The 7645-nt window shown below is 49.5% G+C and carries 5 protein-coding genes and 1 rRNA gene; all 6 read left to right on the top strand.

Features of this window, described 5'->3' with window-relative positions:
* A 16S ribosomal RNA gene (locus HOK28_00780) occupies window positions 1–324 on the top strand; the annotation flags it as partial.
* Window positions 325–814: 490 nt separating this feature from the next.
* Window positions 815–1021, top strand: coding sequence for a cold-shock protein (locus HOK28_00775; GenBank protein ID MBT6431592.1), 207 nt, complete (start codon window positions 815–817; stop codon window positions 1019–1021).
* A gap of 134 nt (window positions 1022–1155) precedes the next feature.
* A complete protein-coding gene (locus tag HOK28_00770) occupies window positions 1156–2982 on the top strand; it encodes a DNA mismatch repair protein MutS (GenBank protein ID MBT6431591.1) in 1827 nt (608 codons plus the stop codon).
* A gap of 83 nt (window positions 2983–3065) precedes the next feature.
* Window positions 3066–5441, top strand: coding sequence for a 3-hydroxyacyl-CoA dehydrogenase/enoyl-CoA hydratase family protein (locus HOK28_00765; protein ID MBT6431590.1), 2376 nt, complete (start codon window positions 3066–3068; stop codon window positions 5439–5441).
* A 14-nt stretch (window positions 5442–5455) separates the two neighbouring features.
* A complete protein-coding gene (locus HOK28_00760; GenBank protein ID MBT6431589.1) occupies window positions 5456–6628 on the top strand; it encodes a thiolase family protein in 1173 nt (390 codons plus the stop codon).
* 93 nt (window positions 6629–6721) lie between these two features.
* Window positions 6722–7645, top strand: a 924-nt coding sequence (locus tag HOK28_00755) for a glutamate--tRNA ligase (protein MBT6431588.1), incomplete at its 3' end; no start/stop codon positions are given.

Raw genomic sequence — 7645 nt, 5'->3', positions numbered from 1 at the left:
CACGTGCTACAATGGCAGTGACAATGGGTCGCGAACCAGCAATGGGGAGCTAATCTCAAAAAACTGTCTCAGTTCGGATTGTTCTCTGCAACTCGAGAGCATGAAGTCGGAATCGCTAGTAATCGCGTATCAGCATGACGCGGTGAATACGTTCCCGGGCCTTGTACACACCGCCCGTCACACCATGGAAGCTGATTGCTCCAGAAGCCGGTGGGCTAACCCGCAAGGGAGGCAGCCGTCCAAGGAGTGGTTGGTGACTGGGGTGAAGTCGTAACAAGGTATCCGTACCGGAAGGTGTGGATGGATCACCTCCTTTCTAAGGAGTCACTAGAGTCTTCGGACTCGGACACCTAGGTCAGTCTCGCACGTGCATTTTTGTTTGTTATTCGGTTTTGAAAGACTCGGACGAGTCATAAAAGGCAGCTCTTACGAGCTGCCTTTTTTTTAGTTTCACTGCGTCTAAGAGCAACCGTCATGGCCTGATCTTCTCAGAGCTATCTTGTTTTCTAGAATCCCCAGACTTTTCACGTTTTGACCTATTTAAAGGGTCAGATGAATTTAGAGCTCAGATTGTGATCTTTTCTATGAATACAATTTTGTAACTGATTCCGCGATATTATATTTGTTCGATTTCCGAACATATTTGCTAATTCATGAATAACCGGTTTAATTTGTAAATTAGTAAATAAATGATTTGATAGATTTGTGCGTAAATTGTATCCTGAATTTAGTTGTTATTGTTGGGCTAGGAACCTACGGTTCTGTCAGTAATAAGCAGTTTTAGAGTAAATATTTTAGTTTGGGGGTTATTGTCATGGCAGCCGGTACAGTGAAGTGGTTCAATAATAAAAAGGGATTTGGGTTCATCTTGCCAGAGGGCGGCGGAGACGATGTCTTCGTTCATTTTTCGGTCATCGAGGGAGATGGGTTTAAGACGCTGGTTGAAGGCCAAGGCGTTGAATACGAATGTAACACGAGCGATAAAGGTGCGCGGGCGGCGATGGTAAGACCGCTGGGCTGAGCCTACTTATAATCGACAAATGGAATGGGGAGACTTGTGTTTAGCAAGTCTCCCTTTTTTTGTGCCCAGAAGAGAGTTATTGGTTCGAAAGGTAATCAAGGTCTCATTCAAATTTCGTGGCAAGGTGGTAACTGATGTCTCAAGAGTCAGCTGAAGCACAAGGTGTAGGTAGGGAGCAAAGCCCGGAGCTTCAGTATCGTAAGTTACTGGATGAGCGTAAGGCGGCGTTGTCGAAAATGGTCTCGCTGGATAACTTGAACTCCAATATCCGATTGGTGCTGTTTCTTATGGTTTTCGGCCTTGGGCTCGGCTTTGTTTACAGCGAGGTGGTACCCGGGCTCATGGTTGTTGTTGGCGCGCTCGTGTTTCTGTTCTTCGTCGTCAGTCACAACCGCGTGATTCGTGTGCGACGTTATTTGGAATCTTCCTGCGAGTATTTTCACCGTGCATTGGACCGCTTAGGCGGAGATTGGATTGGCCGAGGTGATACTGGAGCTGAATTTGGTGAAGGCAGTCATCTCTACGTTGCGGATTTGGATATCTGTGGCGAGGGCTCAGCGTTTGAACTGATTAGCCAGGCTCAAACGGAAATCGGGAGAAAGACCATTGCAGATTGGCTTTTGAACCCCGGTTCGCTGAGCGAAGCAAAGATTCGACAAGCACGTATTCGAGATTTGGAGAGAGAAGTTGAGCTTCGAGAATCTCTCGTTGCGTCTCACGGTGACCGCAGGGAAAAAATTCGTCCAGCAGGTTTAAAGCAATGGGTAGAACAAAGTGCCGAACTCGAGGCGGGTAGAGACTCAGCCGTCTTTGTCGGGCTTTTAGGCTTATCACTTGCCGGTGTCATAGCCTGGGCGGTGACCGATTGGGGTGTGGTGGTGTTTCTGGGAGCGCTGATCGCGCAAGGCATCACCCGAATGATCTATAAGAAACGTGTCATGCGGGTTTTATCGGCAGTTTCCGGTGCACACGTAGAGCTGGAGCAGATGGCTCGCATCTTAACTTTATTCGAAGAAGCCAAGTTTCCGGCAGATGGTGCGATGACGCGTTGGCGAGCGGGTCTCGATGTAGAAGGGGAGTCTATTTCAACACGAATCCGTGGGCTTAGTAAGCTGGTTCACCGAGCGGATGCGATGAAAAACCAACTTTTTATGTTGGTGGGCTTCTATTTTGGGTGGGACCATTTAGCCGCAGTACGGGTTGAGTCCTGGCGAATGAAAGAACAACCGCATCTGCCAAACTGGCTGGCTACCTTGGGAGAGTTTGAAGCTTTAATTTCGTTCTCTTGTTACGCCTTTGAGCATCCAGAGAATTATTATCCTGAATTTGAGACCCGTCCCGGTGTGCTTAAGATTGATGATATGCGGCACCCTCTTTTAGGGACAAAAGTGGCCGTAGGAAACGACATTGAGCTTGGAAGCCAAATGCCTCTTCTCTTGATCAGTGGTTCGAATATGTCGGGTAAAAGCACCCTTTTAAGAGGTGTAGGACTCAATGTGGTCCTGGCGATGTGCGGGGTACCCGTTTGCGCGAAAAAGATGAGGCTTTCAGCCTTTAAGGTGGGAGCCACGCTAAGCATTCACGATTCTTTGATGTCGGGTGAGTCCAGATTTTATGCCGAAATTTCCAGAATACAGGGCCTGGTAGAGGTGAGTCGCAGTGAACATACGCTTCTTTTTCTGATCGACGAGATTTTACACGGAACGAATTCTTTTGATCGACGCAAAGGTGCGCGAGCAATTCTTGAGTCGATGTTAAATGACGGATCGGTAGGTTTTGTGACAACGCACGACCTTGCATTGGCGCAAATGGCGGACGATTGGCCCGACCGAGCTACAAATATGCATTTATCCGATAGATTAGACGGGCAGGCACTTGTGTTCGACTACCGATTGAAACCGGGCGTCGTTCAGCAGAGTAACGCCATTGAACTGATGCGCTCCGTCGGACTTCCCGTTTGAATATGGCGCATTGCGTTAAGGGGCTTGCCCTAAACCTCTCTGCCGCGTAGGGTGCTAGACCCTAACTAACGGGAGGAAACGCTATGGTTGGACGGATTGAAACCGCGGCAGTACTTGGAGCAGGCGTTATGGGTAGCGCTATTGCTGCACATTTTGCCGGTGCGGGTATTAAAACTCACCTATTGGACATTGTTCCACCGAACTTAGACGATGCAAAAAAGGATGATCCTAAAGCACGCAATGGCTTCGCTTTAAATGGGATCAAAAATGCGCTCAAGGCTAAACCTGCTGCATTTTACGACCCGGATGCTGCTCGTTTAATTACGGCTGGTAACTTAGAGGACCATTTAGACCGATTGTCAGAATGCGACCTTGTGGTTGAAGCTGTTATCGAACGAATGGATATTAAGCAGTCGCTTTTTGCGAAAATTGCTCCAAAATTAAAAGACGATGCGCTTCTGGCTTCAAACACCAGTGGCCTGTGTATCGCCGATATGTGCGCGGAGTTAGATGAAGATCTGCAGAAGCGCTTTTTCGTAATGCACTTTTTCAACCCAGTTCGTTACATGCGACTTCTTGAGCTTGTACCTGGACCGAAAACAGAGCCAGCAGTAATGGCTCGTGCGGCATCCTTTGGTGAGCTTTTAGGCAAGGGAATTGTCTACGGTAAAGATACGCCAAACTTCGTTGCGAACCGAATTGGTGTTTACAGTATGATGCAATGTTTTGGTTCCATGAAGGAAGCCGGGCTGAGCATCGAAGAAGTTGATAAGATTGCCGGTAAACCGATGGGACGTCCGAAGAGTGCAGCCTTTCGAACCGCTGATGTGGTTGGAATTGATACGCTCGCTCACGTTGCGAAGACTTGTTACGACAATCTTGAGAGCGATCCAGAGCGCGATGTTTTCGTGGTTGCCGATTGGGTTCAAAAACTTGTTGAAAGCGGCCGGGTTGGTCAAAAATCCAAAGCAGGCTTTTACAAGAAAGAGGGTAAGGTCATTAAGGTCCTGGACCCTGATACCTTGGAATACCGAGATCCAAAGAAGGTTCGCTTCGACTCTTTAGGAGCCGTTAAGGGCATTGAAGATGCTGGTAAGCGTCTGAAGGCTTTGATTGCTGGAGACGACGTCGCAGCCAAGTTCGCTTGGAATGGTTTAGCACGTACGCTTTGCTACTCAGCACGCCTGGTTGGCGAAATCGCTGATGATGTGGTGAACGTTGACCGGGCTATGCGCTGGGGATTCAACTGGGACTTAGGACCATTTGAAGCCTGGGATGCCATTGGCGTCGCTGAGTCGGTTGCGCGAATGAAAGAAGACGGTATGGATGTCCCACAATGGGTCGTCGATATGGTTGAAGGCGGTCAGTCTAGCTTTTACGCTGGTACGATTGCAGCTCCTGAGTATTACGAGTCCAGCTCTAAGAAGCTGGCGAGTATCCAGGCAGATCCACATCATATCAATCTCGCTATTCTCAAGGAAGATAAGCGCAATGTTGTGAAAGAGACCATCGGTGCATCTCTGATTGATATCGGTGATGGTGTTTTGTGTGTGGAAGTTCACACGAAGATGAACACTGTCGATGCTGATGTTATTCAGATGATCAACGAAGGTGTGGATGAAGCTGAAAAGAACTTCGACGCATTGGTCATTGGTAATGACGGTCCTCACTTTGGTGCGGGCGCAAACCTACTGATGATTTTCATGGCCGCTCAACAAAAAGAGTGGGGCCAAATTGAAACCATGGTTCGAGGTTTTCAAGATGCGTGTCAGAAGATGCGTTATTCGCCTATCCCGGTCGTTTCAGCTCCGTTTCACCTTACTTTGGGTGGAGCAGCGGAAATCGCAATGGCGGCAGATGCTGCACAAGCATATGCCGAAACCTACATGGGATTGGTTGAAGTTGGCGTAGGTCTTGTACCTGCAGGTGGTGGCTGTCTGCGAACCGTTGAGCGTTTCACTGACGCTTTGGCGGGAATTGACGGCGTTGATCCATTGAAATTTGTCGGAACAGGAGCCCTGAATATCGCAATGGCGAAAACAGGCTCAGGGGCCGAAGATACCCGGCGACTGCGCTACCTCCTACCAACAGATGGCATTACCTTGAATCGGGACCATTTACTCTACAGCGCCAAGAAGCGTGCTTTGGGAATGGCCGGTGCTGGATATCGTCCACCGCGACCACGTCAGTTTAAAGCTGCGGGTTACGATGCTGCGATGACTATTGGGATGCAAACTTGGAGTATGGTTGAAGGAGGTTGGGCTTCCGAGCATGACCGTCTTATCGGAAACAAGGTCGCCCATATTCTGTGCGGTGGCGCGGTAAGTGCTGGAGCGATTCTAACGGAGCAGGATTATCTGAACTTAGAACTTGAAGCCTTTCTCTCCCTTGCGGGTACAGAGAAGAGTCAAGCGCGTATGCAGAGTATCTTGATGAACAACAAACCACTTCGCAACTAAGGAAGGACAATCTCATGGCTTTTCCATTGAACGTAACAGTAGCAAGCGCTGTCCGCACCGCGGTTGGGCGCGCCAATAAAGGTGCTCTAAAACATACCCGTCCAGACGACTTGGCTGCGGCAGCAATGCAAGCAGCAGTTGATAGAGTGGACGGACTGGATGCTGCCCGGATTGACGATGTCATTTTGGGATGCGCTATGCCGGAAGGTGAGCAAGGTTTAAACATCGCACGCAATGCGGTATTTCTAACCAGCTTGCCTGATACAGTACCCGGTGAAACCATCAACCGTTTTTGCGCAAGTGGCCTGCAAGCTATCGCGCACGCGGCACAGAACATTCAATCGGGTACGATGGATGTGGTTTTAGCCGGCGGCGTTGAGTGCACATCTGCTGTTCCTATGGGCGGTAATAAGCTTAGCTTGAATCCAAAGCTCGTCGACGAGTTTCCGGAAGCGTACATTGGTATGGGACATACCGCTGAGCGTGTTGCGGCAAAATTCGGTGTTTCTCGCGAAGACCAGGACGCATTTGCAGCTCTGTCTCACGAGAAGGCGCTGAAGGCGATTGCCGACGGAAAGTTCAACGATGAATTGATCTCGGTGAAAGCGCGAGTGTTTAACGGTAAAGAATTTACGGAAGTGGATTTTAACACCGACGAATGCCCACGTCCTGGTACAACCGTTGAAGGTTTGGCGAAGCTTCGCCCGGTCTTTAAGGCAACGGGCACAGTGACCGCAGGGAATGCATCACCGATGAATGATGGAGCAGCTGCGGCGGTTCTTACGTCTGAAGCGGTTGCCGAAGAACTTGGACTCAAGTCATTGGGTAAAATGCGAGGCTTTGCAGTTGCTGGATGTGCTCCGGACATTATGGGTATCGGACCGATCCCATCTATCCGAAAGCTTTTGGCACAAACAGGGTTGTCGATTGAAGACATCGACCTCTTTGAAATCAATGAGGCATTTGCGGCGCAGGCGGTTTACTGCCAGCGTGAGCTTGGAATTCCTCTTGAGAAACTCAATGTTAACGGCGGAGCCATTGCTTTGGGCCATCCACTCGGGTGTACGGGAGCAAAGCTTACGGCAACACTACTCCATGAAATGGGGCGGCGTGAAAGTAAGTATGGCATTGTTTCTATGTGCATTGGTGGCGGTATGGGGGCAGCAGGCCTCTTTGAGCGCTGCTAGCACCTTGACACATCGTCAATAATTGCGTTTAGCACAGCGGGCGTGCTCGGGATTTCCCTGAGCACGCCCGTTTTTTTTAGGTTGAGGTTGATCATGACCGTACGTGTAAGAATTGGGCCATCGCCCACCGGCGATCCCCATGTTGGTACTGCTTATATTTCGCTCTTTAATTATGTCTTTGCGAAGCAGCATGGCGGCAAATTTGTGCTGCGTATTGAAGATACCGACCGGACCCGGTCCAAGCCTGAGTGGGAGCAGATGATCATCGACTCCTTGAAGTGGCTTGGACTCGATTGGGATGAAGGTCCTGATTGCGGAGGCGACTTTGGTCCTTATCGCCAAAGTGAACGCGGCGAAATTTACAGCGTCCATACTCAGAAGCTTCTCGATAGCGGCGCAGCTTATCGCTGTTTTTGCACCAACGAAGAGCTCGTAGAGATTCGCGCGGCTCAGCGTGAGGCTGGTTCTCCGCGTGGCTACGACGGACGAGGTCGAGAGTTAAGCGAAGCCGAGGTTCAAGCCAATCTTGATGCCGGAACTCCATTCGTTGTTCGTCTTAAGGTGCCTCGGCCGGGTAAGACCATCGTGAAGGATAAGCTGCGCGGCGATATCGAATTTGATAACGAGCAAATCGATGACCAGATTTTGATGAAAGCCGACGGGATGCCGACCTATCACTTGGCCAACGTGGTGGATGACCATTTGATGAAGATCAGCCATGTGATGCGAGCTGAGGAATGGATTTCATCAACACCAAAGCACGTTTTGCTTTATCAGGCATTTGCCTGGGAAGCGCCCGAATTTATCCACATGCCGCTTTTGCGTAATAAGGATAAAAGTAAAATTTCCAAGCGTAAGAATCCGGTTAGCCTCAACTATTATAAAGAAGCTGGGTTTCTTCCAGCTGCAATGCTGAACTATCTTGGGATGATGGGCTGGACCATGCCTGACGGTGAAGAAAAATTCACAGTCGAGAAAATGGTTAAGGAGTTCGACTTCGGCCGTATTTCTTTGGGT

Source organism: Deltaproteobacteria bacterium, assembly GCA_018668695.1.
Lineage (GTDB): Bacteria > Myxococcota > XYA12-FULL-58-9 > XYA12-FULL-58-9 > JABJBS01 > JABJBS01.
Note: the sequence above shows the minus strand (reverse complement) of the source record. Positions and strands in the feature narration are given on the sequence as shown.

What these genes read in the sequence shown, in the direction of transcription:
- HOK28_00760 (MBT6431589.1), top strand. Translation starts at nt 5,456, where the DNA reads ATGGCTTTTCCATTGAACGTAACAGTAGCAAGCGCTGTCCGCACCGCG.
- HOK28_00765 (MBT6431590.1), top strand. Translation starts at nt 3,066, where the DNA reads ATGGTTGGACGGATTGAAACCGCGGCAGTACTTGGAGCAGGCGTTATG.
- HOK28_00775 (MBT6431592.1), top strand. Translation starts at nt 815, where the DNA reads ATGGCAGCCGGTACAGTGAAGTGGTTCAATAATAAAAAGGGATTTGGG.
- HOK28_00770 (MBT6431591.1), top strand. Translation starts at nt 1,156, where the DNA reads ATGTCTCAAGAGTCAGCTGAAGCACAAGGTGTAGGTAGGGAGCAAAGC.